General features: G+C 63.5%; 31 protein-coding genes. 12 read left to right on the top strand and 19 right to left on the bottom strand.

Annotation, left to right across the window (positions count from 1 at the left end; translation table 11 throughout):
* Entirely contained in the window at positions 1–531 is a 531-nt protein-coding gene (locus HZR81_RS17325) for an ankyrin repeat domain-containing protein (RefSeq protein ID WP_500128827.1), read from the bottom strand.
* A 205-nt stretch (positions 532–736) separates the two neighbouring features.
* Here HZR81_RS17325 and HZR81_RS17330 point away from each other — a divergent pair, with 205 nt between their 5' ends.
* Positions 737–964 carry a DUF3820 family protein gene (locus tag HZR81_RS17330; protein WP_026006463.1) on the top strand — a complete coding sequence of 76 codons (228 nt, stop codon included), beginning with the start codon at positions 737–739 and terminating at the stop codon, positions 962–964.
* Between the two features lie 18 nt (positions 965–982).
* Here HZR81_RS17330 and HZR81_RS17335 read toward each other — a convergent pair whose 3' ends face one another.
* Positions 983–1,513 (bottom strand): hypothetical protein, encoded by a 531-nt coding sequence (locus tag HZR81_RS17335; protein ID WP_500128828.1) that lies wholly within the window; start codon positions 1,511–1,513, stop codon positions 983–985.
* Between the two features lie 257 nt (positions 1,514–1,770).
* On the opposite strand from HZR81_RS17335, the gene HZR81_RS17340 reads away from it, so the two are divergent.
* The 3 genes from HZR81_RS17340 (at position 1,771) to HZR81_RS17350 (ending at position 4,864) form a co-directional block, all read left to right on the top strand.
* Entirely contained in the window at positions 1,771–2,421 is a 651-nt protein-coding gene (locus HZR81_RS17340; RefSeq protein WP_500128829.1) for a c-type cytochrome, read from the top strand.
* Positions 2,418–3,341 (top strand): c-type cytochrome, encoded by a 924-nt coding sequence (locus HZR81_RS17345; protein ID WP_500128830.1) that lies wholly within the window; start codon positions 2,418–2,420, stop codon positions 3,339–3,341. The genes HZR81_RS17340 and HZR81_RS17345 overlap by 4 nt, the downstream gene beginning before the upstream one ends.
* A 401-nt stretch (positions 3,342–3,742) precedes the next feature.
* Positions 3,743–4,864 (top strand): beta-ketoacyl-ACP synthase III, encoded by a 1,122-nt coding sequence (locus HZR81_RS17350; RefSeq protein WP_013983461.1) that lies wholly within the window; start codon positions 3,743–3,745, stop codon positions 4,862–4,864.
* Positions 4,865–4,913: 49 nt separating this feature from the next.
* Here the strand turns inward: HZR81_RS17350 and HZR81_RS17355 are convergent, their stop codons facing one another.
* The 5 genes from HZR81_RS17355 to HZR81_RS17375 all read right to left on the bottom strand — a co-directional run bounded on the left by HZR81_RS17355 (position 4,914) and on the right by HZR81_RS17375 (position 8,505).
* Positions 4,914–5,321 (bottom strand): SufE family protein, encoded by a 408-nt coding sequence (locus tag HZR81_RS17355; protein ID WP_500128831.1) that lies wholly within the window; start codon positions 5,319–5,321, stop codon positions 4,914–4,916.
* Positions 5,318–6,523, bottom strand: a complete 1,206-nt coding sequence (locus HZR81_RS17360; protein WP_500128832.1) for an aminotransferase class V-fold PLP-dependent enzyme — start codon at positions 6,521–6,523, stop codon at positions 5,318–5,320. Before HZR81_RS17360 ends, HZR81_RS17355 begins: the two co-directional genes overlap by 4 nt.
* A gap of 75 nt (positions 6,524–6,598) precedes the next feature.
* Positions 6,599–7,633: a 2,3,4,5-tetrahydropyridine-2,6-dicarboxylate N-succinyltransferase gene (dapD, locus tag HZR81_RS17365; RefSeq protein WP_500128833.1), complete on the bottom strand. Its 1,035-nt coding sequence runs from the start codon at positions 7,631–7,633 to the stop codon at positions 6,599–6,601.
* Between the two features lie 44 nt (positions 7,634–7,677).
* Positions 7,678–8,049 carry an ArsC family reductase gene (locus HZR81_RS17370; RefSeq protein WP_017244052.1) on the bottom strand — a complete coding sequence of 124 codons (372 nt, stop codon included), beginning with the start codon at positions 8,047–8,049 and terminating at the stop codon, positions 7,678–7,680.
* Positions 8,050–8,175: 126 nt separating this feature from the next.
* Positions 8,176–8,505, bottom strand: coding sequence for a thioredoxin family protein (locus HZR81_RS17375; RefSeq protein ID WP_026006464.1), 330 nt, complete (start codon positions 8,503–8,505; stop codon positions 8,176–8,178).
* Between the two features lie 130 nt (positions 8,506–8,635).
* Between HZR81_RS17375 and HZR81_RS17380 the strand changes: the two genes are divergently transcribed.
* Both HZR81_RS17380 and HZR81_RS17385 read left to right on the top strand, forming a co-directional pair.
* The gene (locus HZR81_RS17380) at positions 8,636–8,881 is read left to right on the top strand and encodes a hypothetical protein (RefSeq protein ID WP_110776354.1); all 246 of its coding nucleotides are present in this window, start codon (positions 8,636–8,638) and stop codon (positions 8,879–8,881) included.
* Positions 8,882–8,895: 14 nt separating this feature from the next.
* Positions 8,896–9,057 carry a hypothetical protein gene (locus HZR81_RS17385; RefSeq protein ID WP_166082530.1) on the top strand — a complete coding sequence of 54 codons (162 nt, stop codon included), beginning with the start codon at positions 8,896–8,898 and terminating at the stop codon, positions 9,055–9,057.
* Positions 9,058–9,096: 39 nt separating this feature from the next.
* Here HZR81_RS17385 and dapC read toward each other — a convergent pair whose 3' ends face one another.
* Genes dapC through purM form a run of 5 tightly spaced genes read right to left on the bottom strand, consistent with a single transcriptional unit; the run spans position 9,097 to position 13,488 of the window.
* On the bottom strand, positions 9,097–10,293 hold the full coding sequence (gene dapC / locus HZR81_RS17390; protein ID WP_500128834.1) for a succinyldiaminopimelate transaminase: 1,197 nt from the start codon (positions 10,291–10,293) through the stop codon (positions 9,097–9,099).
* Positions 10,294–10,343: 50 nt separating this feature from the next.
* Positions 10,344–11,009, bottom strand: coding sequence for a COG3650 family protein (locus HZR81_RS17395; RefSeq protein WP_125852973.1), 666 nt, complete (start codon positions 11,007–11,009; stop codon positions 10,344–10,346).
* Positions 11,010–11,063: 54 nt separating this feature from the next.
* On the bottom strand, positions 11,064–11,774 hold the full coding sequence (locus HZR81_RS17400; protein ID WP_063539742.1) for a DUF3108 domain-containing protein: 711 nt from the start codon (positions 11,772–11,774) through the stop codon (positions 11,064–11,066).
* An 8-nt stretch (positions 11,775–11,782) separates the two neighbouring features.
* Positions 11,783–12,430 carry a phosphoribosylglycinamide formyltransferase gene (gene purN / locus HZR81_RS17405; protein ID WP_500128835.1) on the bottom strand — a complete coding sequence of 216 codons (648 nt, stop codon included), beginning with the start codon at positions 12,428–12,430 and terminating at the stop codon, positions 11,783–11,785.
* Entirely contained in the window at positions 12,430–13,488 is a 1,059-nt protein-coding gene (gene purM / locus HZR81_RS17410) for a phosphoribosylformylglycinamidine cyclo-ligase (RefSeq protein WP_102840040.1), read from the bottom strand. Before purM ends, purN begins: the two co-directional genes overlap by 1 nt.
* Before the next feature lie 328 nt (positions 13,489–13,816).
* On the opposite strand from purM, the gene HZR81_RS17415 reads away from it, so the two are divergent.
* The 3 genes from HZR81_RS17415 to hda are packed head-to-tail and all read left to right on the top strand — an operon-like array spanning position 13,817 to position 16,715.
* Positions 13,817–14,869, top strand: coding sequence for a DUF2066 domain-containing protein (locus tag HZR81_RS17415; protein ID WP_197860869.1), 1,053 nt, complete (start codon positions 13,817–13,819; stop codon positions 14,867–14,869).
* Between the two features lie 47 nt (positions 14,870–14,916).
* Positions 14,917–16,014 (top strand): AI-2E family transporter, encoded by a 1,098-nt coding sequence (locus HZR81_RS17420; protein ID WP_133456556.1) that lies wholly within the window; start codon positions 14,917–14,919, stop codon positions 16,012–16,014.
* The gene (hda, locus tag HZR81_RS17425) at positions 16,011–16,715 is read left to right on the top strand and encodes a DnaA regulatory inactivator Hda (protein ID WP_063539746.1); all 705 of its coding nucleotides are present in this window, start codon (positions 16,011–16,013) and stop codon (positions 16,713–16,715) included. The genes HZR81_RS17420 and hda overlap by 4 nt, the downstream gene beginning before the upstream one ends.
* A gap of 48 nt (positions 16,716–16,763) precedes the next feature.
* On the opposite strand, the gene HZR81_RS17430 is transcribed toward hda, so the two are convergent.
* Genes HZR81_RS17430 through arsC form a run of 3 tightly spaced genes read right to left on the bottom strand, consistent with a single transcriptional unit; the run spans position 16,764 to position 18,122 of the window.
* A complete protein-coding gene (locus tag HZR81_RS17430) occupies positions 16,764–17,174 on the bottom strand; it encodes a DUF2069 domain-containing protein (protein WP_063539747.1) in 411 nt (136 codons plus the stop codon).
* Positions 17,167–17,772, bottom strand: a complete 606-nt coding sequence (wrbA, locus tag HZR81_RS17435) for an NAD(P)H:quinone oxidoreductase (protein WP_161612206.1) — start codon at positions 17,770–17,772, stop codon at positions 17,167–17,169. The genes HZR81_RS17430 and wrbA overlap by 8 nt, the downstream gene beginning before the upstream one ends.
* Positions 17,769–18,122 (bottom strand): arsenate reductase (glutaredoxin), encoded by a 354-nt coding sequence (arsC, locus tag HZR81_RS17440; protein ID WP_102840045.1) that lies wholly within the window; start codon positions 18,120–18,122, stop codon positions 17,769–17,771. The genes wrbA and arsC overlap by 4 nt, the downstream gene beginning before the upstream one ends.
* A 142-nt stretch (positions 18,123–18,264) precedes the next feature.
* On the opposite strand from arsC, the gene HZR81_RS17445 reads away from it, so the two are divergent.
* Together HZR81_RS17445 and HZR81_RS17450 are read left to right on the top strand one after the other, a co-directional pair.
* Positions 18,265–19,497, top strand: a complete 1,233-nt coding sequence (locus tag HZR81_RS17445; protein WP_152481540.1) for a virulence factor BrkB family protein — start codon at positions 18,265–18,267, stop codon at positions 19,495–19,497.
* A 138-nt stretch (positions 19,498–19,635) separates the two neighbouring features.
* Positions 19,636–19,833, top strand: coding sequence for a hypothetical protein (locus tag HZR81_RS17450; protein WP_063539750.1), 198 nt, complete (start codon positions 19,636–19,638; stop codon positions 19,831–19,833).
* On the opposite strand, the gene HZR81_RS17455 is transcribed toward HZR81_RS17450, so the two are convergent.
* Positions 19,834–20,226: a hypothetical protein gene (locus tag HZR81_RS17455; protein ID WP_063539751.1), complete on the bottom strand. Its 393-nt coding sequence runs from the start codon at positions 20,224–20,226 to the stop codon at positions 19,834–19,836.
* Positions 20,227–20,445: 219 nt separating this feature from the next.
* Between HZR81_RS17455 and HZR81_RS17460 the strand changes: the two genes are divergently transcribed.
* Positions 20,446–20,901, top strand: a complete 456-nt coding sequence (locus HZR81_RS17460; protein ID WP_063539752.1) for a TlpA family protein disulfide reductase — start codon at positions 20,446–20,448, stop codon at positions 20,899–20,901.
* A 30-nt stretch (positions 20,902–20,931) separates the two neighbouring features.
* Here the strand turns inward: HZR81_RS17460 and HZR81_RS17465 are convergent, their stop codons facing one another.
* Genes HZR81_RS17465 through HZR81_RS17475 form a run of 3 tightly spaced genes read right to left on the bottom strand, consistent with a single transcriptional unit; the run spans position 20,932 to position 24,167 of the window.
* On the bottom strand, positions 20,932–21,504 hold the full coding sequence (locus HZR81_RS17465) for a lytic transglycosylase domain-containing protein (RefSeq protein WP_063539753.1): 573 nt from the start codon (positions 21,502–21,504) through the stop codon (positions 20,932–20,934).
* Positions 21,505–21,509: 5 nt separating this feature from the next.
* Positions 21,510–22,442, bottom strand: a complete 933-nt coding sequence (locus tag HZR81_RS17470; protein WP_500128836.1) for a hypothetical protein — start codon at positions 22,440–22,442, stop codon at positions 21,510–21,512.
* 9 nt (positions 22,443–22,451) lie between these two features.
* Positions 22,452–24,167 (bottom strand): proline--tRNA ligase, encoded by a 1,716-nt coding sequence (locus HZR81_RS17475; RefSeq protein ID WP_200629704.1) that lies wholly within the window; start codon positions 24,165–24,167, stop codon positions 22,452–22,454.
* Positions 24,168–24,187 lie beyond the last annotated feature (20 nt).

The following is a 24,187-nucleotide window of genomic DNA, read 5'->3' on the forward strand; positions in this document are numbered from 1 at the left end:
TCAGGCTTGAGCGGCGGCGATGCGCTGCAGCAGCGCCACTGCCTCGCTCGCACCCATCATGCGCGCCGCCGCCAGAGGCGTGGTGCCTCCGGCATCGGTCGCATGCGGGTCGGCGCCCTGCGTCACCAGCCACTCGACGATCGCGGTGTGATTGAACATGGCGGCCATCATCAGCGCGGTCTTGCCGTCTGCGCAGGGGCTTTCGACATCGGTGCCTCGCTCGACGAGCAGCCTGACCATCGGTAGGTCACCCTTGAACGCGGCGCCCGCCAGCGGTGTATGGCCGCGGCGGTTAGCCAGTTGCGCATCGGCGCCGTGGTCGAGCAGTACGCTGGTGGCGGCAAGGCGGCCATGGTAGCTGGCCAGCATCAGCAGGCTGTCGCCGGCATGATTGCGCAGGTCCGCCGGCATGCCCTGGCTGAGCAGGTAACCGAGCCTGACGCTGTCACCGATGCGTGCGGCATGAAACACATGCTCGGCGAACGCCAGCGTCGTGTCATCCAGTTCTGCGGGTCTTGTGTGCGCTTGCATCGCATTCCTCCAGGCAAGATCGGCGGGCGCCGTGTTGGCAGCCATTGTCTGCACGCCGTCCAGGGCGCTCCAGGCAAGCCTTTCTATGCCTCGGATAGAGACGCTTGATACCGCCGCCCCGTAGGCCGCGGCAGTTGCGCTCTGGGCGGACGCAGGAAGGCGACCTGTGGCAGTATCGGCGCCTTATCACCTGGCCATCAGAACGATGAAACCCGAAGACCTCGAACGCCTGGTCACTCAGACGATGCCCTATGGCAAGTACAAGGGGCGCCTGATTGCCGATCTGCCCGGCCACTACCTCGGCTGGTTCGCCCGTGTCGGCTTTCCGCCAGGCAGCCTCGGCCAGCTGCTGGCGCTGATGCACGAGATCGACCACAACGGCCTGTCCGCGCTGCTGGAACCGTTGCGCCGCGGCAGGACGCAGCGGCGTTAGCCTCGCCTTCGGGCCGGATTACTGTTCGGTCTCGGCACGCAGGGCTTCCAGCGCGGGCGCGGCATAGATGCCGACGTCCACAGCCAGCTCCAGCAGCCTTGGCACATCGCAGGTGTAGACCAGTACCGCCTGCAGCTCATCGTCCAGCGGCTCACTGAAATCCACCAGCACATAACCGCCTTTCTCCGGGTAGAGGCTGCTCAGCTGCACCTGGATGCGGTTCAGCGCGGTCAGCGGTTCGGTCTTGGCGAGCTGCTTGGGCTTGAGCACGAAACTGACGCTCTCGCCGAAGGACGCGACGATCTGGCCGAACAGTTCCTGATAGTCGTCCGCCTGGAACAGCACTGTATCCGGCAGGCTGCCCACCACCACCCATTCGCCCAGTGGAATCGGGAAGCTGTCGTCATAGTTGATGTCCGGATTGGCCTCCAGAAAGGCCTGCGGATCGGCATAGGCCTGGGCGGCTTCATCCGCGATCCGAGCGATTTCTTCATCGGTCATGCAACCGGAGCTGATGAGCGTAAGCAGCTCGGCGAGTTGATCTTTCATGGCTGATCCTGAGGTGGGGGCGGGCAAGGATAGCCAACCTCGTCGCCTTGTGCGCGACCAGCGTGATTCTCCCAGAGGCCACTTCGTCAGCTATATGCAAACGAGTTCTAAGCTTATTCTGTTTCTAGAGGTCAGCCCGGCCGCTGTGATAGCGTTTTCATGCGACAAGCTGCCGCATACCGCCAACAGAACAGAGCGTCGCGCGACGACGCCGGGTAGCGGACAGCATAACCACAACAGCTGATGAGGCGCTTTTCATGAACTCCACTCACTGGCCCCTGGCCGGCGTGGCTGCGTTGTTACTGACGATGCAGGCACAGGCCGCCGACGGGCAGACGATCTATGCACAAGGGGGTGCCAACCCAGCCGCCATGGCCTGCGCGACCTGCCATGGCGCCGATGCGATGGGAATGGCAGCGGCGGGCTTTCCGAGACTTGCCGGAATCGCTGCGGGCTACAGCCGCAAGCAGCTCGAAGACTTTCGTTCCGGTGCGCGCAGCAACCCGATCATGCAGCCGATAGCCGCTGCGCTGACGGATGAGGAGATGAATGCCGTCGCAGCGACCCTGGAGGCCATGCCGGCTCCGACCTTCGCTGCCACCAGCCGAGCAGAGAAGGCCGAAGGCGTCGGCGCACGCCTGGCGCTGCGTGGCGCCTGGGAGCGCAACATTCCCGAATGCGTGGCCTGCCATGGCCCCGCAGGCATGGGTGTCGGCGCGAGCTTCCCGCCACTGGCCGGACAGTCGGCCCAGTATCTCGGCGCTCAGCTCAACGCCTGGCGCCAGGGCACGCGCAAGAACGATCCGAATGATCTGATGGGACATATCGCGCGGGCGATGAGCGACGACGAGGTCCAGGCCGTTGCGGAGTATTTCGCCAACGTCGGGCAGAAGGAGACCGGTCAATGAACACGCAGCTGCTTTTTACCCTGCTGGCGATGTCCATCGGCGGCGTCGCACTGGCCGCCGAGATCAAGATGGATGATCAATCCCAGCTGACGCAGAAAGCCGAAAAGGGCGCCGGTGAGCGCTACTTCCAGCCGCCTCAGGAGAAGGATCTGCCCGCCAACGCCTATGGCGAATTGGTGCAGCAGGGGCGGGCCATCTTCGTCGATACGCAGAAATACGCGGCCGAGTATGTCGGCAACGGCATGAACTGCACCAACTGCCATCTGGATCAGGGGCGCAAGGCCAACTCCGCGCCGCTGTGGGGCGCCTACCCGATGTACCCGGCCTATCGGAAGAAGAACGACAAGGTCAACAGCTATGCCGAGCGGGTGCAAGGCTGCTTCCAGTTCAGCATGAACGGCACGCCGCCGGCCGCGGACAGCCATGTCATCAATGCGCTGACGGCGTACTCCTATTGGCTGTCCACCGGCGCGCCGACCGGCCAGGAGCTGCCGGGTCGGGCCTATCCGGAAGTCCCGCAGCCCCAGGGCGGTTTCGATATCGCCAAGGGCAAGCAAATCTATGCCGAGCAGTGCGCGGTCTGTCACGGCGACGATGGTCAGGGGCAGAAGGCCGGTGGCGGGTACGTGTTCCCGCCGCTGTGGGGCAAGGACTCGTTCAACTGGGGCGCCGGCATGCACCGGATCAACACTGCAGCGGCGTTCATCAAGGAGAGCATGCCGCTCGGCAAGGGTGGCTCGCTCAGTGATGCGGATGCCTGGCATGTCGCAGCCTACATGAACAACCACGAGCGTCCGCAGGACCCACGCCTGATCGAGGGCTCAGTGGAGAAGACGCGCCTGAAGTATCACGCCAACGATGGCGTCAACCTCTATGGCCAGCAGGTCGATGGAGTGCTGCTCGGGCAGGGCGTCAAATAGCGTTGCAGGCTACGCTATGAACAGAAGAGGGCGCCAGATGGCGCCCTCTTCATATTCAGACCGAACGGTCACTTGATTATGCGCCGAATGGCTTAATTACAGGCTTCGTAATCTGCGCAATGTTACGGATTCTTTCAGCTTTTCATGCACAATAGCTGCCATTACAGATCACGAGAAAGCGTAGCGAGCGAAGGCCGGACAAGGCGAAACGCGGACGAGACAGCAGCGTTTACCGGTGGTGAACGAGGATTTCTGCCCGCTTTCAACGCAGCCCGACCCACAGTGCAGCAGCTTGCCCGGAGTCTGGTTAAAGAGGCGCTGGAATGATCGTGGTTGGCCAAGGCTAGCCGCCGTACCGTCCCACCGTCAGTACGATCAAGCCCTATTCGAGAGGAACGACTGTGTACAACGTCGTCATCAGCGGTACCGGCCTTTACACCCCTGCCAGCAGTATCTCCAACGACGAACTGGTGGAGTCCTTCAATACCTACGTGCACCGCTTCAACAGCGAGAATGCCGCGGCCATCGAGGCCGGTGAGGTCCAGCCGCTGGCCGAATCCAGCTCTGCCTTCATCGAGAAGGCCTCCGGCATCAAGAGCCGCTACGTCACCGACAAGGCCGGTATCCTCGACCCCGAGCGCATGGTTCCGCGCATTCCGGAGCGCAGTAATGACGAGTGGTCGATTCTCTGCGAGATGTCGGTCAAGGCAGCGGAAGAAGCGCTGGCCCGCGCCGGCAAGACGGCGGCCGACATCGATGGCGTGATCGTCGCCTGTTCCAACCTGCAGCGCGCCTATCCGGCCATCGCCATCGAGGTGCAGGCCGCACTCGGCATCAAGGGTTTCGGCTTCGACATGAACGTCGCCTGCTCGTCTGCGACCTTCGGTATCCAGAACGCGGTCAACAGCATCAAGCTCGGCCAGGCCCGCGCCATCCTCATGGTCAACCCGGAAATCTGCACCGGGCACATGAACTTCCGCGACCGCGACAGCCACTTCATCTTCGGCGACGCCTGCACCGCGGTCGTCATCGAGCGTGAAGACCTGGCCACCTCCGCGCATCAGTGGGAGGTGCTCAGCACCAAGCTGGTGACCGAATTCTCCAACAACATCCGCAACAACTTCGGCTTCCTCAACCGCACCGCCGAAGAGTACATGAGCAACCCGGACAAGCTGTTCATCCAGGAAGGCCGCAAGGTCTTCAAGGAAGTCTGCCCGATGGTGGCGGAGCTGATCGGCGAGCACCTGAGCGAAAACGGCATTGCGGTGGAGTCGGTCAAGCGCTTCTGGCTGCACCAGGCCAACCTGAACATGAACCACCTCATCGTGCGCAAGCTGCTCGGTCGTGATGCCACCGAGGAAGAGGCGCCGGTGATTCTCGACACCTACGCCAATACCAGTTCGGCCGGCTCGGTGATCGCCTTCCACAAGCATCAGGACGACCTGCCCAGCGGCAGCCTGGGCGTGCTCAGCTCGTTCGGCGCCGGTTACTCGATCGGCAGCGTGATTCTGCGCAAGCGCTGATCGCGGGAGAGGGCCGTTCGTAGGCTGGGCTGTAACCCAGCTATGGCGATCAGCCGGTCAGCTCACGCATTTGCTGCAGCACGGCATTCATGCCGTTGCTGCGCGAGGGCGACAGTTGGCGTGACAGGCCGAGGCTAGCGAACCAGTCGGCCATGTCCACTCGGGCCAGTTCATCCGCATTCAGGCCATTGACCCGCGCCAGCAGTACCGCCAGCAGGCCGCGAATGAGCCGGGCGTCGCTGGCGGCGCGGAAATGCCAGCGGCCATCCTGGCATTGGCCTATCAGCCAGACGTGACTCTCGCAGCCAGCGACGCGGTTGGTCTCGCTGCGTTCGCCATCGTTCACCGGCTCCAACCGTTCCCCCCACTGCATCAGCAGGCGTGCGCGCTGCTCCCAGCCAGGCGCCTGGGCGAAGGTCGCCAAGGCCTCGCGGGCGGCGTCGGGCAGTTCACTCATCGCAGCAGCTCCAGGGACTGGTCCAGCGCATCGAAGAAGCGCTGCAGGTCACTCTGGTCGTTGTATAGGCCGAGCGAGACGCGGGTGGCGCCTTCCAGGCCGAGATGCTTCATCAGCGGCATCGCGCAGTGATTGCCGCTACGCACGGCGATGCCCTGTTCGGTGAGCAGGTGGCCGAGATCGGAATGGTGCACGCCCTCGACAACGAAGCTGGCCAGCGCGACCTGCGGCGAGCCGAGCAGACGAATGCCGCTGCGCTCGGCGAGGCCGGCGAGCAACAGATCGTGCAACGCCTGTTCATGGCGGCCGACCGCGGTGGTGTCGAGGTCGGCGAGATAGTCCAGCGCGGCGCCCAATCCGATCACGCCGGAAATCGGCGGTGTGCCGGCCTCGAAACCCAGTGGCGCGGCGTGAAACTCGGCGTGCTGGTAATCGGCGACTCGCACCATCTCGCCGCCGAACTGCCAGTGGCGCAGCTGCAGCAGCGATTCACCGCGGCCATAGAGCGCGCCAACGCCATCCGGGCCATAGAGCTTGTGGCTGGACAGCACATAGAAGTCGCAGCCCAGTGTGGTCATGTCATGGCGCCCGTGGACCACACCTTGTGCACCGTCGACGACGGTCAGCGCACCCTGAGCCTTGGCCATGTGCAGCAGCTGGTCGAGCGGCTGCCAGCAGCCGAGCACGTTGGACAACTGACTCACCGCCAGTAGCCGCGTGCGCGGTCCGATCAGCTCTGCCGCCGCGGCGAGGTCGATACGCCCGGAGGCGTCGATGGGCAGCACCTGCAGCCTGGCCTCGCGCCGTCTGGCCAGCTGCTGCCAGGGCAGCAGATTGGCGTGATGCTCGAGGGCGCTGATGACGATCTCGTCACCGGCCTCGATCAGGTGTTCCAGGCCATAGGCGAGAAGGTTGAGCGCTTCGGTGGCGCCGCGGGTGAAGACGATCTCGGTGGGGCAGGCGGCATGCAGCCACTTGGCGACTTTGATACGGGCGTCTTCGTAGGCACGGGTGGCGCGTTCGGCGGGCTGGTGCTGGGCACGGTGCACATTTGCCGCACCGCAGGTGTAGTAGCCGCTGAGGGCGTCGATCAGCGCCTGCGGCTTCTGGGCCGTGGCGGCGCTGTCGAGGTAGGTCTGGCCTTGCGCTTCGAGTACCGCCAGAGCGGGGAAGTCGGCGCGCCAGGGGGAGAACAGGGCCATAAGCGGCAAGCCTCGTGCAGCAGGGGATGCGGCAAGGCAGGCGCTCATGGCTCGCAGCTTGCCGCTGCTCCTGCGTCAGTTATGCGCGTGCAGCGCCTCGTTCAGCTCGATGGCCGACTTGTGGGTCTTGCATTCCACGGTGCCGGTCTGCGAGTTGCGGCGGAACAACAGGTCGCTCTGCCCGGCCAGATCGCGAGCCTTGACCACCTTAACCAGCTGATCGTTCTCGTCGAGCAGGCTGACCTTGGTGCCTGCGGTGATGTACAGACCGGATTCCACGGTGTTGCGATCGCCCAGCGGAATGCCGATGCCGGCATTGGCGCCGATCAGGCAGCCTTCGCCAACCGAGATGACGATGTTGCCGCCGCCGGACAGAGTGCCCATGGTCGAGCAGCCACCGCCCAGGTCCGATCCCTTGCCGACGAACACGCCGGCCGAGACGCGGCCTTCGATCATGCCCGGGCCTTGGGTGCCGGCGTTGAAGTTGATGAAGCCTTCGTGCATCACCGTGGTGCCTTCACCCACATAGGCGCCGAGGCGCACGCGCGCGGTATCGGCGATGCGCACGCCGGCCGGCACCACGTAGTCGGTCATCTTCGGGAACTTGTCCACCGAGAAGACTTCCAGCAGCTCGCCCTTCAGGCGCGCTTCCAGCTGGCGCTCGGCCAGCTCTCCGAGATCGACGGCGCCCTGGTTGGTCCAGGCGACGTTGGGCAGCAGCGGGAAGATGCCGGTCAGGTTCAGGCCGTGCGGCTTGACCAGGCGATGGGAGATCAGGTGCAGCTTGAGGTAGGCCTCGGGCGTCGAGGTCAGGGCTGCGTCTTCGGCCAGCAGGGTAACCACCAGCGGGCGCTGGCTTTCTGCCAGACGGGTCAGCAGGGCATGCTGGGCGGTGTCCAGCGGCTTCAGCGCGTCGGCCAGCTGCGCCGCCTGGGTGGTGGTGATGGCGATCGCCTGGTTGCCGCCGGCGTAGCCGAGCAGCGGGGCGATGGCGTCGACCAGCTCGCCGGCCGGTTGCAACAGCGGCTGCGCGTAGAAGACTTCCAGCCAGTCGCCCTGGCGGTTCTGGGTGCCGACGCCAAAGGCGAGGCTGAAGAGGGTTGCAGACATGGGATTATCCTTTTTCGATGGCCGCGCCGTCCGGCGAGCGGCTGTCAGTTCGGCGCTGCCAGTGCGGCAGCGTAAAGATCGGGCTTGAAGCCAATCAGAGTTCTGTCGCCCAGGTCGAGTACCGGGCGCTTGATCATCGACGGTTGGGCCAACATCAGCTCGATGGCCCGGGCCTGGTCAAGATCGGCCTTGGCAGCGTCGTCCAGCTTGCGGAAGGTGGTGCCGGCACGGTTGAGAACGGTCTGCCAGCCGTGTTCGTTGCACCAGGCTTCCAGATGGGCGCGGTCGATGCCGGCGCTCTTGTAGTCGTGGAAGTCGTAGTCCTGCCCATGTTCGTCGAGCCAGGTACGGGCCTTTTTCATGGTGTCACAGGCTTTGATTCCGTATAGGCGCAACCGCTGATCAGCTTCGGACATAGGGCAACTCTCCAAGACTCCTGTAAAACTGGACGGCGGATTATGCCACGCCTCGTCTGCCGATGGAGGCGGAGCGTGGCGTTGTTGCCCGCAACGTCCTCGGGGCGGCGCGTGGATGTTCGTAGCTCAGTCTCGTCCCGTTGCGCCCAGGGCATGCTGGATCGCCTGCACATCCTGAGGCCGCACCACGCGCCCCAGCTCCTGGCCTCTGTCCAGCAGAATCAGCGTAGGCCACAACTTGACCCGGAATGAGCGTCCGAGCGGTCGGCCCGGGCCGTCTTCTATCTTCAGATGGCGGATGCCCGAGCGGTCGGTCAGCGCCTTGCCAATCAGCGGCTGGGCGGCGCGGCAGTGGCCACACCAGGCGGTGCCGAATTCCAGCAGCACGGGGCCTTCCAGCGCGTCCACCTCGGCGCGGCTCGGTTCAATGTTCGCGTAGTGTTCGGTCATTTCCACTTGGGCAGCCCTCTGGATTGCGCGTAAAGGTTCGAGCCTGCCGCAGCAGCGTCGTTCAGCCGGCGCTCTCGACCTTTTACGCGGGTGCTGTTGTCCATTGATGACAATCGCAACGGTGAGGTGACAAATAATGGCACGCAAGCATTTCGAGAAGTTCGAGGCGATTTCTTCGGCCGTGCCTGCCGAGGATGCATTCGAGGCAGTGATCGCCATCAAACGGCGCGACAGCGATGAAGACGTGCATGTATTCAGGGTCGCCGACGGTCGTCGCTACGACCTAGCATCAGAAGCGGACGCCATCGCCGAGGCCGCCTTGACTAAGGTTATAGAGGTCAGCGACGAGGGTCAGCTGATCTGGGAAGAGCACGCAATCTGAACAGGAGGCGTTGTATGAATGATCACGACGAGCGTACCGAGCATGCGCGCGAGCCAGCGGACTCTGACCGGCATGAGGAGCATCCGAAGGCGGATATTCCCGAGCACATGAAGCCGGAAAATCTGGAAAAACTGCGCGACTACGGCAAGGATATGATCCCGCCTGGCGTGGCTTGAAAGTCGCGAAGCCGGGCGGCCGGACCGCCCGGTGCGCTGTCAGAGCGTTTCGATGTAGTGGCGGATGCGCTGGGCGGCCTCGATGCATTCGGCAAGTGGCGCCACCAGAGCCATGCGCACCCGGTTCGCGCCCGGGGAGGCGCCGTTCACTTCACGGGACAGGTAGGAGCCGGGCACCACGGTGACGTGCTCACGTGCGAACAGTTCGCGAGTGAATTGTTGATCGTCGATCGGTGTGCGCGGCCAGAGGTAGAAGCCGCCATCCGGACGTTGCACGTCCATCACCGGCGCGAGGATGTCCAGCACGGCGTCGAACTTGGCCCGATACAGCTCGCGATTGGCGCGCGCATGTATCTCGTCGTTCCAGGCGGCGATGCTTGCGAGCTGGGTCTGCACCGGCATGGCGCAGCCGTGATAGGTGCGGTAGAGCAGGAACGCCTTGAGAATCTCGGCATCACCGGCGACGAAGCCCGAGCGCAGTCCGGGCAGATTCGAACGCTTGGACAGGCTATGGAAGACCACGCAGCGCTTGTAGTCGTCGCGGCCCAGCGCGGCGCATGCGCTGAGCAGGCCGGCCGGCGGGTTGGCTTCGTCGAAGTACAGCTCGCTGTAGCACTCGTCGGCGGCAATAACGAAGTCATGCTCGTCGGCCAGGGCGATGAGCTTCTTCAGGGTTTCCAGCGGCACCAAGGCACCGGTCGGATTGCCCGGCGAGCAGAGAAAGAGGATCTGGCAGCGCTGCCAGATTTCTGCCGGCACGGCATCGAAATCGGGGTTGAAGCCGTTCTGCTCTAGGCACGGCAGGTAGTGCGGCGTCGCCCCGGCCAGCAGCGCCGCGCCTTCGTAGATCTGGTAGAACGGGTTGGGGCTGACCACCAGTCCATCCGCATCGCGATCGACCACCGCCTGGGTGAAGGCGAACAGTGCTTCGCGCGTCCCGTTCACCGGCAGCACGTGGCGCGCCGGGTCCAGCGCTTCGGCAGCCAGGCCGAAACGCCCCTCGCACCAGCGCGCGATGGCTTCGCGCAGTGCAGGGATGCCGAGGGTGGTCGGATAGACCGCCAGCTGATCGAGGTTGTCCGCCAATGTCTGGGCTACGAAATCCGGTGAACGGTGCTTGGGCTCGCCGATCGACAGCGCGATGGCACGTTTGTCCGCAGGCGGCTGGACGCCAGCAAGCAGGGCACGCAGTTTCTCGAAGGGGTAGGGGTGCAGCAGATTCAGGGCGTTGTTCATGAGTGCTGTTCTTTCAGGATGAGCGCGGCGAACGCCCCGCATTCGTGATTTCAGTCGTCGCGACCGCCGCCGTAATAGGCGCAGCCGCGCAGGGTCTGGCCGTCCAGGCGAAGCTCGGCGCTGAGGTGGCTGACGGCTCCGCTGGCGCTATCGATACAGCGCTGCGGCGCAACCCAGAGATCCAGCCGCTGCGCGTTGGCTTCGCTGGTGAGGCTGAGTTGGCCGCCGGGCAGTTGCTCTTCCAGATAAGGCAGAGCAATCGGTGACTGTCCGGGGCGGGTGAGCAGCATGCCACGAGCGGTCACGCTGACGGTCCAGTCCGGCTCGTGGCCACTGGCGCGCAGGATCAGGTGCTCGAAGTTTTCCTCACCGCAGCCGTGGCCTTCGCGCTGCAGGCGGTAGACGCGGGTCAGCGCAAACTGCCCGACTTCGTCCGGCCTGGCCTGGTGGAGCGTGCCGCGCAGGTCGGCGAACAGGTGGCCCGGCTGGCCGGCCATCAGCGCCTGCGCATCTTCCGCCAGTCCGCTGTTCTGCTCCAGCAGCGTCAGTGTCCGCTGTCCCTGGCAGGTCTGGAACTGCAGCTGGCCGTCTACCAGTCGTACCTCGCCCTGCAGGCGCTCGGTCGCCACTCGCGAAGGGGCCCGGTCAGCAAAGAAGGTTTGGCAGCCAGCCAGCGACAGCAGCAGCGCGATCAGCAGGGAACGTGAAAGGGCCATCGGTGAACTCGCAGCTAGGGGAGGTGCGGCGGCATCGATGGCCGCCGCGATGGATCAGTTGCCTTTGACGGTCTTGCCGCCAACGCTGCCCTCTTCGAGCATGATCTGGTATTCCTTGCCGTCCTTCTCTACCTGATGCAGGCGGACCAGCAGGTAGTCCCAGTCCTTGGCGAACCAGAGGATGGTTTCGCGCTTACTCTGGGTCGGGTCACGCACGCGCTCGACCTTGATCGCATCGACCTGGCCGGCCTTGGTGCTGACCTTTTCCTCGCCGAGTACACGGAAGTCGTAGGTTTCGATCTCGTCGCCGTCGACTACCTGGTAGCTCATGCTCTGCTTGCCGGCGGCCACTTCATGTTGCAATGCCAGCTGGTAGGTAGACTTGTCCAGCAGGCCGCGATGCAGCGGCAATTTCACCGGGTCACCGCGGTCACTGCCCTCGACCTGCTTGTTGGCCCAGTCGAAGCGGTGTTCCACGCGCTTGCCCTTGCCCAGCCCGCTGCGCTTGAGTCGATAGCTCTGCGGCAGAAACGTATCGCCCTCGGTGCGAAAGGTGCTGCGCTCGTTGAAGCTGGCGACCAGCATCGAGGCCTCGAAATCCAGGCGCCAGCTGCCGTCGTCAAGTTGCTCCAGATTGCGCTGGGCGGTGCCGCTCATCGGCACTTGTTTCCAGTCGGCGGTATAGCTGGCGGAGAAGGGCTTGAGCTCCAGGGCCTGGACCGGAAGGGCCAGTACGGCAAGAGCGAGCAGCAAGGCGCGACGCATGGTGTCTCCTAGATTCTGATCTGATAGCCGGAAGCCGGCAGGATGGCGCCGTCCAGCATCGCGCCTTGTTCGGCGAGGCGCAAGCGTCCCTCGGCGAACCAGCGCACGGCCAGCGGGTAGATCTGGTGCTCGGCGACATGCACCCGTTGGGTCAGCCCGTCGATGCTCTCGCCCGGCTGAACAGGCAGGCTCGCCTGGATCGCCACCGGCCCACCGTCTAGCTCCTCGGTAACGAAGTGGACGCTGCAGCCGTGCTCCGCGTCTCCCGCGTCGAGGGCGCGTCGATGGGTATCGAGCCCCTTGTACTTCGGCAGCAGGGAAGGATGGATGTTCAGCAGCCGGCCCTGGTAGTGACGCACGAAAGCGGGCGTCAGGATACGCATGAAGCCAGCCAGTACTACCAGATCGGGCATATAGGCATCGATGGCCTGCATCAGCGCGGCATCGAAGGCCTCGCGGCCGTCGAACGCCCTGTGATCCAGTACGGTGGTGGGAATGCCCGCGCCCTGGGCGCGGATCAGGCCGAAGGCGTCGGCGCGGTTGGCGATCACCGCGCAAATGCGTGCCGGATTCCCCTCAGCCTGGCTATCGATCAGCGCCTGCAGGTTGCTGCCGGAGCCGGAGATCAGCACCACCACATTGCAGGTTGCAGCCATCAGTGCTGTTTCAGGTTGTTCAGCACGACGCGCTCCGCACCTTGCGCTGCAGCGTCGATCCGGCCGATGACCCAGGGCGCTTCACCGGATGCTCGCAGGTTGGCCAGGGCGGATTCGACCTGATCCTGGGCGACGCAGATGACCATGCCGACGCCGCAGTTGAGCACGCGGTGCATCTCGTGTTCGTCGACGTTGCCTTTCTCCTGCAGCCAGTCGAACACCGCCGGGCGGGACCAGCTGGCAACGTCGATCACCGCCTGGGCGCCTTCGGGCAGCACACGTGGGATGTTGTCGAGCAGGCCGCCACCGGTGATGTGGGCCATGGCCTTGACCGCGCCGGTGTCCTTGATCAGCTTGAGCAGCGGTTTGACATAGATGCGGGTTGGCGCCATTAGCAGCTCGGTGAGCGGCCTGCCGTCGAGCTGGATGTTCTCGATGTCGGCACCGGCCACCTCGATGATCTTGCGGATCAGCGAGTAGCCGTTGGAGTGCGGGCCGGAAGAGGGCAGGGCAATCAGTGCATCGCCGGTCTGCACCTTGGTACCGTCGATGATCTCGCTCTTCTCCACCACGCCGACGCAGAAGCCGGCCAGATCGTAGTCCTCGCCTTCGTACATGCCCGGCATCTCGGCGGTTTCGCCACCGACCAGGGAGCAGCCGGCCAGTTCGCAACCGGCGCCGATGCCGGTGACCACGGTGGCGGCCACGTCGACGTTGAGCTTGCCGGTGGCGTAGTAGTCGAGGAAGAACAGCGGCTCGGCGCCACAGACGACCAGATCATTGACGCACATGGCGACCAGATCCTGGCCGATGCTGTCGTGCTTGTTCAGGTTCAGCGCCAGACGCAGCTTGGTGCCGACGCCGTCGGTGCCGGATACCAGCACCGGCTGCTTGTAGCCCGCCGGGATTTCGCACAGGGCGCCGAAGCCGCCCAGGCCACCCATCACCTCAGGTCGTGCGGTGCGTTTGGCCACGCCCTTGATGCGTTCGACCAGCGCTTCGCCTGCATCGATATCGACGCCTGCGTCCTTGTAGCTGAGGGAGGGTTGCTTGCTCATAGAATCCGGGCCTGTGGAAGGAGTGCGGGTGGCGATCGGTCAGTCGCTGCGTTCGGCCTCAGCAATACGCTTGCCCTGTTCGGCGCCGCGTTTGCCTGGTGTCTGATTGCAGGGCTCGAACAAGCGTCGGACCGGTCTGCGGAAAACGCGCGATTTTATCAGGCTTGCTGCTTAGCGGCCATCCCGCCGGCGGTCGCCGGCGCTGGCGTCGTGATTCCTGCATGCCAACTGTGAGGCAGGCGGTTGCCGCCTCGGGGCGGGCTGTTTAAGGTGTAGCGCTCCATATCCCCTTCACGCCGCCAGCCACTGGTGGTCTGCGAGAACGACCATGCGCCTCATCTTCCGCTTACTTGCCCTGTGCATCGCGTTCGGGGCGGCTCTGCCTGGCCATGCCGAGCCGCTTCGAAACCTATATGAAGTGCGCGAACCCGTTTCCGGTCAACAGACCGAGGAGCGCGCCGCGGCGCTGCAGCGGGCTTTCGATACGCTGGTGCTGCGCCTGACCGGCGATGCCGAGGTGGTCAAGCGCGAGGCGGTTGCCGCGCTGCGTGCCGACCCCCAGCAGCTGATCAGCAAGTATGGCTACGAAGGCGATCACATCGTCGTCGATTTCGATCCGGCTACCACCGAACGCAGCCTGCGGCGTGCCGGTGTCGCCCTGTGGGGAGTGAATCGCCCGACGGTGCTGGCATGGTGGCTGAATGACAGCGTGGACGGCACGCAGCTGGTCGGAGACGGCCAGGACAGTGCCGATATCCTTCGCCGCGCCGCGCAGCACCGAGGCCTGCCGCTGCGTCTGCCGTTGGCTGATCTGTCGGAACAATTGCTGGCGACTCCTGAGAGTCTGGCCGAGGCGCGTCCCGAGCTGCTTGGCGAGCCGTCCGAGCGCTACGACGCCGATGTGGTGCTCGCCGTGCATGCGAGTGGGGACAGTGCCCAGTGGAACGTATGGGTCGATGACCAGCAGCGCGCCGGCAAGGCCGAGGGCGAAAATCCGGCAATGCTTGCCGATGCGGTGATGCTGGCGGTCAGTCAGTATCTCGCGCCCCGCTATGTAGTCGAGCCCGGTGCCGCATCGGAGATTACGTTGGAGATCATGGGCGCCGACGTGGCGCGTTTTGCCGAACTCGAGCGCCTGCTCGAGCCGTTCGCCGGCACGCTTCTGCGAGTCGAGAGTGATCGCCTGGTCTACCGCGTCAAGGCCAGTCCGGAACAATTACGTGCGCAGTTGTCGCTGGCGCGCTTGCAGGAGGTCAGTGGGGATCAGTCGCCGCTGGATGCGCAGCAGCCGATGAATCAAGAGCAGGTTGACACCAGCGAGCCGGTCGGTGCGCCGACCATGCCGACCGACAGTGGCCCGGTGCTGCGTTTCCGCTGGTGATGCCGCCGTGTCCGGCGCGCTAAGTATGTGCAAGGAAGGCAGAGAGCATGTCCGTAAATGATTCGAACCGCTGGCTCTGGCTGGCGGCACTGTTGCTGTGTGCTTGGCTGGTGTACCTGCTGACGCCTATCCTCACGCCGTTTCTGATCGGCATCCTGCTGGCCTATCTGGGTGATCCGCTGGTCGATCGACTGGAGCGCTGGGGGCTGTCGCGGACCTGGGGGGTGATCGCGGTGTTCACCCTCTTCAGCCTGTTGATGCTGTTGATGTTGCTGGTGCTGGTGCCGATGCTGGGTAAGCAGCTGATGCGGTTGTACCAGCTGGCTCCGCTGGCGCTCGACTGGCTGCAGCACCAGGCGCTGCCTTGGGCGCAGGCGCAGTTCGGGCTGGAAGAGAACTTCTGGCGCCTGGATCAGCTCAAGGCCGCATTCAGCGCTCATCTGGGCAGCACCACCGATGTGCTCGGTGTGATCCTGAGCCAGGCCACCGCTTCAAGTCTGGCGCTGCTGGCATGGCTGGGCAATCTGCTGCTCATCCCGGTGGTCAGCTTCTACCTGCTGCGTGACTGGGATCTGATCATGCGCAAGTTGCGCAGTTTGCTGCCGCGCCGGCGTGAAGGGATGATCGTTGGCCTGATGAGCGAATGCCATGAAGTCATCGGTGCTTTCCTGCGTGGCCAGCTGCTGGTGATGTTGGCGTTGGCGGTCATCTATGCTTCCGGCCTGATGCTGGTGGGGCTGGAGCTGGGGCTGCTCATCGGCGTGTTGGCCGGGCTCGCCAGCATCGTTCCCTACATGGGATTCGTTGTCGGCATTGGTGCGGCCGTGGTGGCCGTGCTGTTCCAGTTCGGCCTGGCGCCCTATCCGCTGCTGGGAGTGGCCGCCGTGTTCACGGTCGGGCAGATGCTCGAAGGCATGCTGCTGACGCCGCTGCTGGTAGGCGATCGCATCGGGCTGCATCCGGTCGCGGTGATCTTCGCCGTGCTCGCTGGCGGCCAGCTGTTCGGGTTCACCGGCGTGTTGCTGGCATTGCCGGTGGCTGCGGTGATCATGGTTCTGCTGCGCCACGTCCATGATCTCTATAAACTCTCGGACCTTTACGCCGAGCCCGCCGGTGCACCGGCCGAACCACCCAGCCAGCCATGAAACCCATTCAGCTTCCTCTCGGCGTCCGTCTGCGCGACGACGCCACCTTCGCCAACTTCTATCCGGGCGCCAACGCGGCTGCCTTGGGCTATGTCGAACGGTTGTGCTCGCCTGCCGCAGGGTGGTCCGATGAACTGATCTACCTCTGGGGGCAAACCGGCGTCGGTCGTAGCCATCTGCTGCAGGCGGCCTGTTTGAGAGTCGAGGAGCGCGGCGAACTGGCGGTCTATCTACCGCTGGCCGATGTCGCTGAGTACGGACCGGCCCTGCTGGACAATCTCGAGCAGAGCGAACTGGTGTGCCTGGATGATCTCGATGCCGTGGCGGGTGACGCGATCTGGGAAGAGGCCTTGTTCCATCTGTTCAACCGCCTGCGCGATGCCGGGCGGCGGCTGCTGCTGGCAGCGGATGCCTCGCCACGCGAACTGGCGGTCGAGCTGCCTGACCTCAAGTCGCGCCTGAGCCTGGCGCTGGTGTTCCAGCTGCAGCAGCTGACCGACGAGGACAAGCTGCGTGCGCTGCAGCTGCGTGCTTCGCGTCGCGGGCTCAACCTGCCGGATGATGTCGGTCGTTTCATCCTGACCCGTGGTTCGCGCAGCATGAGCGCGCTTTTCGAGTTGCTCGACGAGCTGGACCAAGCCTCGCTGCAGGCGCAGCGCAAGCTGACCATTCCCTTCCTCAAGGAAACGCTAGGCTGGTAGTGCCGCTCGGGACGCAAGCGCATGTTTGCATCCCGGTCGGCCCAGCGGTCAGCTTTCTCCAGCGAGCTTGCGTTCGTATTGATAGGCCCAACGGGTATACAGCAAAGCTGCGATGAACAACGTCAGGCTGATGAACGCTTCCAGCCATCCGTAGACCATGCGCGCCGGGTCGATGGCGGCCAGCACGCCCTGGATGAAGTAAAGGTTGACGATGAAGCAGGTCCAGGCATGCGCTCGCGGACTGCCAGCGATCATTCCCGGGGCAACCAACAGTAATGGAATCAGCTGGATGCTCAGGACTACCCAGATGCGCGCTCCGTGAAGGTCGGCAAATACCAGATTCCATACAACCAGCAGCGCAGCGAGGCCGAAGAAGCTGGCGAGGCTGATGGCCCGGCTGAGCCTGAGCCGTGGCTTGAGCCATTCCAGCGTCGGTAGGGGTTTGCGCTTCTTAGCCACGATGGGTCTCCAGCTGTTGAGCGGTGCGCGCGAGCCGTTGCCCCAGCGCGCGGCAGAGGGCGATTTCATGCTCGTCGAGCAGACGCTTGCCGTCCGCCCCTGCATGATGGCTGGCGCCGTAGGGTGTACCGCCGCCGCGGGTTTCCAGTAGGGCATTCTCGCTGTAGGGCAGACCGAGTATCAGCATGCCGTGGTGCAGCAGCGGCAACAGCATTGAGAGTAAGGTGCTTTCCTGGCCGCCGTGCAGACTGGACGTCGAGGTGAATACGCCCGCTGGCTTGCCAACCAGTTCGCCGGTGAGCCACAGGCTGCTGGTGCCATCGAGGAAGTACTTCATTGGCGCTGCCATGTTGCCGAAGCGGGTCGGGCTGCCCACTGCAAGCCCGGCACAGTTCTTCAGATCATCGAGCGTCGCATAGAGCGCGCCGGAGTCCGGAATGCTCGGTGCGACGGCTTCGCATTCTGTGGAGACCGCCGGGACGGTGCGCAGGCGCGCTTCCATGCCGGTCAGTTCGATACCGCGGGCGATCTGTCTCGCCATTTCAGCAGTGGCGCCGTGGCGGCTGTAGTAGAGCACGAGAACGTAAGGCGCACTCACGGCAATATCTCCAGAACCTTTTCCGGCGGTCGGCCGATGATGGCCTTGTCGCCAGCGACCAGGATCGGACGCTCGATCAGCTTCGGGTGCTCGACCATCGCTGCGATCAGCTGGGCTTCCTCCAGTCCGGCATCAGCCAGTTCGAGCGTCTTGTACTCGTCTTCGCCGGTCCGCAATAGCTGCCGGGCGGTAAGTCCCAGCTTGTTCAGCAGCTCTTTGAGTTCGCTGGTCGAAAGCGGGGAATCCAGATAACGCACGATCTCGGGTTTCAGCCCGCGAGCTTCAAGGAGCTCCAGTGCAGCGCGTGATTTGGAGCAGCGCGGATTGTGATAAAGCGTGAGTTCGGTCATTTGAGGTTGCGTCTCGCCGGTTGAGGTGGCCATTCTAACCTTCAACGGCGTGCCTGCCGAAATGTGCAGCACGGGCCATTTGCAGGGACGGCATCTGTCCGCTGCAAGATCTCGGGGTCGTCGTGCCTCTAAGGGAGAATGGATGCATCAGCGCATCGATAACATGCTGGAATTCGGCCGTTTCCTGGTCAGGCGTTTCCTGACGGATCGAGGGCCGCACAGTGCTGCGGCGCTGACCTATACCACGCTGTTCGCCGTGGTGCCGATGATGACGGTGACTTTCGCCATGCTCTCGGCGATTCCGGCGTTCAAGGGCGTCGGCGAACAGATCCAGTACTACATCTTCAACAACTTCATCCCATCGACCGGTGCGACCATTCAGGAGTACCTCCTGGCCTTTACCAGCCAGGCACGGCAGCTGACTTGGTTCGGTGTCGGGTTTCTCATGGCCACTGCGCTGATGATGCTGCTGACGATCGAAAAGGCGTTCAATACGATCTGGCGCGTTCGGCAGCCCCGGCGTGGCGTGTCCAGCTTTCTGCTCTACTGGGCCATTCTCAGCCTCGGCCCACTGCTGCTCGGCGCCGGCTTCGCGACCAGTACATATGTCGCCTCGCTTTCATTGATCTCCGGGCCCTATGCGCTCATTGGCGTGGGCACGCTGATCAAGGTCATGCCATTGCTGCTCAGTGTCGCCGCGTTCACCTTGATCTATGCCGCCGTGCCCAATACGCGGGTGCCGCTACGTCACGCCCTGGTGGGCGGAGTCTTCACCGCGGTGCTGTTCGAAACGGCGAAGCAGCTGTTCGGTCTTTATGTCAGCTACTTTCCCAGCTATCAGTTGATCTACGGCGCGTTTGCCGCCGTTCCGCTGTTTCTGCTCTGGGTCTATCTGTCATGGATGATCGTGCTGTTCGGCGCCGAGCTGGTCTGCGGGTTGTCCTCCTCACAGCAATGGCGCCGCCGCCCTTTGCCGCGGCTGCTGGTCATGCTGATGCTGCTGCGCACGCTGCACCAGCGTCAGCAGGAGGGCAGGGAACTACATCTGCGTGACCTGCACCGGGCCGGCCTGCGCCTACCCGAGGACGAATGGGACGAAATCCTTGGCTTCTTCGAGCAGGAGCAGCTGGTTTGCCGCACTGGTACAGGCGGCTGGGTGCTGTGTCGAGACCTCGGGCATTACAGCCTCGATCAGCTGCTGCGCTGCAATCCCTGGCCCTTGTCGGCACGCGACGCGCTACCGGAGCAGCTCGACGAGCCCTGGTACCCGACGCTGCGTCGTTCGCTGCAGCTGCTGCAACAGGAGCAGACCAATCTGTTCGGTGGCAGCCTGGCGGACTGGTTGCAGGCCGGTGGTGACAAAAATCGTCAGTAACGGAATGATTGCGCAGTTTTCTGGGGCGCTTGGGCCGGGCGGAAGCCGGCCGCACGCCGCGCCCTGAGGAGTATCGGGCCTCGGCTCGAATGCTGGCATGCTTCTGGCAATGGATATGATGGTTGAGAGGACGGCGTGATGAACGGCAAGCGCAGCACCATTCTTTATCTGCACCAGCGAGCGCCTGACGCCGCGCTGGATGCCTTGAATCGCCTGACTGGTCTGCGTTTCACACAGTGGCCCGAATCTCTGGTGGACCGGTCGGAGGGGCAGAGCGGGCAACAAGCAGAAGCTGTGCAAAACGTGCCGGACACGTCGAAGCAGGTGAGTGGCTGATCAGGCTTGTGCGGTAATGCGCTCAGCCGTGACGGGCTCGACGGGATGCACGAACAGTTCTTCAACGGATACGGCGACCACCGCCGAGGCCGGTCGAAGATGAATCTGCAGATCTTCGATCTTCTGCTTTACCGGTAGCCGGGCGATACCGGAGAGCAGGATCTTGCCGGCGCCATCGGTTCGACCATGATCGATAGCCGCTTCTCGCTGCTGTTGTCCGTCGCGGTACTTGGCAACCAGCGAGACCATCAGTCCCGCCTTTCCCTGCAGCTGGAGCCAGCTGGCAACATTGAACTCAGCGATGCGACCGTCATAAGTGGTCAGCGAAATGGCTGCTTGCTCGACGATGCGCGACGGCACACTACCGATCAGTTTGTCATTGTGTTGAGGCATGGCTTCGCTACTGGTTAGTCGGTGAGGTGCGGAATTATAGGCAGTCCGGTCCGGCGAAAACTGTGCACTTGAGCGATGGGCGGCGTGACGGGACTCGCAGAACAGTGAAAACGCGGCGCTTACTTGGCGTCACCGTTCGATGCCCGCAAACGGCTGCCTGATCGTGCTCGGCCGGGGAGTACGCGGTATCCTTCCGCTCATTCCGACGAGGCATCGCTCATGGCCAAACTACGTTCATCGCTTTTCATCTTCGCCTGCGTGCTGCTCGCCGCCTGTGACAGCAGTTGGGGGCCGGATCAGTACGGCAGGGACGTGACCGCTGCCGATCTGCAGGGCAAGTGGCTGCTGATCAATTACTGGGCCGAGTGGTGCGGCCCTTGTCGTACGGAGATTCCTGAACTCAATACCCTGGCCGAGCAGGAGCGGCAGCTGGAGGTGCTCGGTGTCAATTTCGACGAGCTGCGAGGGGAGGAGCTTGCAAAGGCGGCACAAACCCTTGGCATTCGCTTCAAGGTGCTGAGCGACGATCCGGCCGAGCGATTGCAGCTGTCCCGCAGCGCAGTGTTGCCGGTGAGCTATCTGGTGGATGACGAAGGCAGGGTTCGCAAGCAATTGGTTGGCGAGCAGACTGCCGAGGGCATACTCGAGCACCTCAAGCAGCTGCGCGGCGAGTAATCCGCGCCAGTGGTTCCGGCTGCGAGTCGCTTACGGTTTGACGTACCAGAAGTCCTGCCAGAAGCCGATCACCTTGGCTGGATAGCGATTCTTGCCAAGGCTGCCGTTGTAGCGGGCCAGCGCTCGGTTGATGTCGCCGTTTTCCTTGCGAAGGTAATAGCTCAGGATGGTGCAGCCATAGCGCAGATTGGTGGCGTTGTCGGTCAGGTTGTCCTGCGGTCGTCCGAGTTCCGCCTTCCAGAACGGCATTACCTGCATCATGCCCTGTGCGCCGACGCTGGATATGGCGAAGCGGTCGAAATGGCTTTCGGCGTGGATCAGCGCCAGGACCAGCTCCGGTTGCAGGCCGGCTTTGCTCGCTTCGCGGTGTACCAGCCTGAGGAGCGTCAGGCGCTCCCCAGCGTCTGGAAGGTAGCGCTTGAGGCGGCCGGACATGTCCACCAGCCAGACTTCCGCGTCGAAGCGGTCCTGAAAGCTGTCAGCCTCCGCAACGGTACGCTGCATAAGATCGCGTAGCTCGGGTTCAGGCGCCTGGCGGATGTTGGCGTTTGCCGACAACGCCAGCGCCAGAAGCAACGGCAGAACGAGCATCCGCGGGATCATCGGGTTTAGTTTCCGTCGCTGCCTTCGATCAGGCTGTCCAGAAACTGCTTCTGCAACTCAGGGTCGTTGCGCGTCAGCTCGATCAGGCTCTGCTCCAGCTCGCTGGCTTCCTCTTCCATGCCGAGCTCGGACAGCCGTCTGACTCGATGCACCCATTGCGCCACATCGTCGCCCTCGAGGTCATCGAATATGAGGTTATGCGCCTCCTGCAGCTTGCCGCGCAGCTTGTGGCTGACCAGTAGCGTGGCGTCAGCTCGCGTACCGTCCTGCGAATCTTCTACCGATAGCTGCAGCTTGCCCACCTGAGTGACATCCTGGTCAGCGAACGATCCGTCGAGCAGGTTCAGGCGAAGTACGCCGTAACGGTCGGTGGTCAGTTCGTGGGTCTGCGGACCGGCGACGACCCGAACCGGCCGTTCGGCCCAGGGCAGGCTGCTGTACTCGAGCCGAGCATCCCGTCGCTGCTCATCGAGGCTGGCGAGATTCTGCTGCGAGCGTCCGTTGGACTCGACGTTCATGAACGGATTGAGACCGGCGAAACCGTAGCTGATCCAGTCTCGTGTGGCGCGTTCGGGGATGTTCCCGAGCATCACTACGTTGAGCACGTTGGCGCCGATCCCCGCGACTACCGCGACGACCCCCATCGGGATTTCGTACAGCTCGCGCCACGGCTGATAGGGCGTATAGCGATCGTAACGGCGTGTGACCTCGAAATCGGTGACTTCGAAGGTTTTCTGTTCCTGCACGCGAACACGCCGCTGGGGCAGTTCGAGTACCTGTGGTTCGCCGAGCTCGATGCGCAGGCTGTGGTCGAGCAGTTTGCGTTCGGTGTGCGCTTCATGCTCGCTGCGCTGAGGCAGGTGATTGGCGCAGCCGCCAAGCAGAAGCGCCGCGCAGAGCGCGGCGCTGGTTGAAGCGACAAGATGTCGGTTGAGCATGGTTTCCGGTCAGCGATGAGCACGCGAATTGATGAAGGAGAGGATATCTGAAACGGCTACCTGCTGTGGTTGGGCATCGCGGCGATGCTTGTATTCCAGCGCGCCGTCCGCCAATCCACGATCGCTGATGACGATGCGGTGCGGGATGCCGATCAGCTCCATGTCGGCGAATTTGACGCCAGGGCTGGTCTTTTTGTCACGGTCGTCGAGCAGAACTTCGTAGCCGGCTGCGGTCAGCTCGGCGTAGAGCTTGTCGGTAGCTTCGCGGACCGCCTCGGTCTCGTATTTCATCGGCACCAGCGCAATCTGGAACGGTGCCAGGGCGTCCGGCCAGAGAATGCCGCGCTCGTCGTAGTTCTGCTCGATAGCCGCAGCGACCACGCGGGAAACCCCGATGCCGTAGCAGCCCATGATCAGGGTCGCCGGCTTGCCGTTCTCGCCCATGACCTGGCAGTTCATCGCTTCGCTGTACTTGGTGCCGAGCTGGAAGATATGACCGACTTCGATGCCGCGCTTGATTACCAGGTTGCCCTTGCCGTCCGGGCTCGGGTCGCCAGCGACCACGTTGCGAAGGTCGGCGATCTGCGGCAACGGCAGGTCGCGCTCCCAGTTCAGGCCGAGATAGTGCTTGTCATCGATGTTGGCGCCGGCGGAGAAGTCGCTCATCAGTGCGACGGAGCGGTCGATCACACAAGGAATCGGCAGGTTCAGCGGGCCCAGTGAACCGGGGCCGGCGCCGATGGCGGCACGGATCTCGGCTTCCGAGGCGAATACCAGCGGACTGGCGACCTGCGCCAGATTGGCGGCCTTGATCTCGTTCAGTTCATGGTCGCCGCGTACGATCAGGGCGACCAGCTGGCCTTTCTCGACGCCGTGCACCACAAGCGTCTTGACGGTTTTCTCGATGGCCACGCCGAACTGCTCGACCAGCTCGATGATGGTCTTGGCATCCGGTGTATCGATCAGGCGCAACTCTTCGCCAGGGGCTGCGCGTTCGGTTTCGCGCGGGATGGCTTCGGCCTTCTCGATGTTGGCCGCGTAGTCGGAGGAATCGCTGAAGGCGATATCGTCCTCGCCGGATTCGGCCAGTACATGAAATTCGTGGGAGCCGGTGCCGCCGATGGAGCCGGTGTCGGCCTGCACCGGACGGAAGTTCAAGCCTAGGCGGGTGAAGATGTTGCAGTAGGCCCGATGCATCCGGTCGTAGGTTTCCTGCAGCGACTCCTGATTCAGATGAAAGGAGTAGGCATCCTTCATCAGGAACTCGCGCCCACGCATGAGCCCGAAGCGCGGGCGGATCTCGTCGCGGAACTTGGTCTGGATCTGATAGAAGTTGATCGGCAGCTGCTTGTAGCTGTTCAGCTCATTGCGCGCCAGATCGGTGATGACTTCCTCATGGGTCGGGCCGACACAGAACTCGCGGTCATGGCGATCCTTCAGGCGCAGCAGCTCCGGTCCGTATTGCTCCCAGCGACCGGATTCCTGCCAAAGTTCGGCCGGCTGGATGGCGGGCATCAGGACTTCCAGCGCGCCTGCCTTGTTCATTTCCTCGCGAACGATGGCCTCGGCCTTGCGTAGCGCTCGCAGCCCCATCGGCATCCAGGTGTAGAGGCCGGACGCCAGCTTGCGGATCATTCCGGCACGCAGCATCAGCTGGTGACTGATCACCACCGCATCGGAAGGGGTTTCTTTGAGGGTCGAGAGCAGGAACTGACTGGTGCGCATGTGGCCGTTATGTCCTTGCA

Source organism: Pseudomonas sp. LM13 (genome assembly GCF_041381355.1).
Lineage (GTDB): Bacteria > Pseudomonadota > Gammaproteobacteria > Pseudomonadales > Pseudomonadaceae > Stutzerimonas > Stutzerimonas frequens.